We start from the raw sequence: 925 nt of genomic DNA on the forward strand, positions 1-925 counted from the left end.
TAGCACAGTTCTTATTTCACCAAAAAACCTGAACAAAATCTCCCGTTCAGGCTTTTTTTGACGGTATTTCAGCTATTCGGCTTAGTGTTGAGTGTAGTTTTCTATTCAGTCAACCTGTTTTTCAAATCCATTCTTCCGTGCAATATTCTTGTTATTTCAATTGGAGCTGATTTTGTTTTACGGTAGAATATTATATGTCGGTTTGCTTTTAATCCAAACAAGTCGGTTGTAATTCCGTCATAATTTTTTCCTAAATCGGGATTATTGGCTATGTCTTGACAAGTGTTAAGTAGCATATTGTAATATTTATCAGCTTGCTCCTCGGACCACTCGTCAGCCGTGTAGTCCCAAATCCCATTCAAGTCATCAACAGCTTTATTGGTCAATTTATATTCAGCCATTCTTTCTCCTTTTGGCTTTTAATTCCTCAAGGTTCTTTTTTGGGTCAAAATCGTGTGCTATCCCACTATCAATTCCTTCCTGAATAGCATTTTTCAATGCAATTGCTTTACTTTCTTCATTTTCCAAAAGTCGAAGCCCTGCACGAATAACTTCACTTACGTTCTTATATCGTCCAGCAGAAACTTGGCTGCTTACGAATTGGTCAAAATAATTTCCGAGTGATATAGATGTATTTTTACTCATAATTCAAATATTTACCTAAAAGTACCAAAAATTGGTAACTTATGCAAATTACACTCAACGCCAAGCTATGATGAGTGGGGATTAAAAAGCACTAACCTCTCGTCTCGCACATAGCCACACCGATTAATAAATTTACAATACGTGGCGGACTTTCCAAGTGCCACCAAACTTTCCTGACCGATAAAACCCCATTCATTCATAGCATTTGTTGAACCGAACACCTACGGTGGAGGGCACAACGGCAGGTATGAATTGTTGTTTACCAGGCGGTTTGGAAAAA

The 925-nt window shown here is 37.7% G+C and carries 2 protein-coding genes; both read right to left on the bottom strand.

Going from position 1 to position 925, the window contains the following annotated elements; genetic code table 11:
- Window positions 1–101: 101 nt before the first annotated feature.
- Window positions 102–401, bottom strand: a complete 300-nt coding sequence (locus C900_RS27780) for a type II toxin-antitoxin system RelE/ParE family toxin (RefSeq protein WP_009583833.1) — start codon at window positions 399–401, stop codon at window positions 102–104.
- Window positions 394–645, bottom strand: a complete 252-nt coding sequence (locus tag C900_RS27785) for a type II toxin-antitoxin system ParD family antitoxin (protein ID WP_009583834.1) — start codon at window positions 643–645, stop codon at window positions 394–396. Before C900_RS27785 ends, C900_RS27780 begins: the two co-directional genes overlap by 8 nt.
- Between the last annotated feature and the right edge of the window lie 280 nt (window positions 646–925).

Source organism: Fulvivirga imtechensis AK7, from assembly GCF_000331535.1.
GTDB classification, from domain to species: Bacteria; Bacteroidota; Bacteroidia; order Cytophagales; family Cyclobacteriaceae; genus Fulvivirga; species Fulvivirga imtechensis.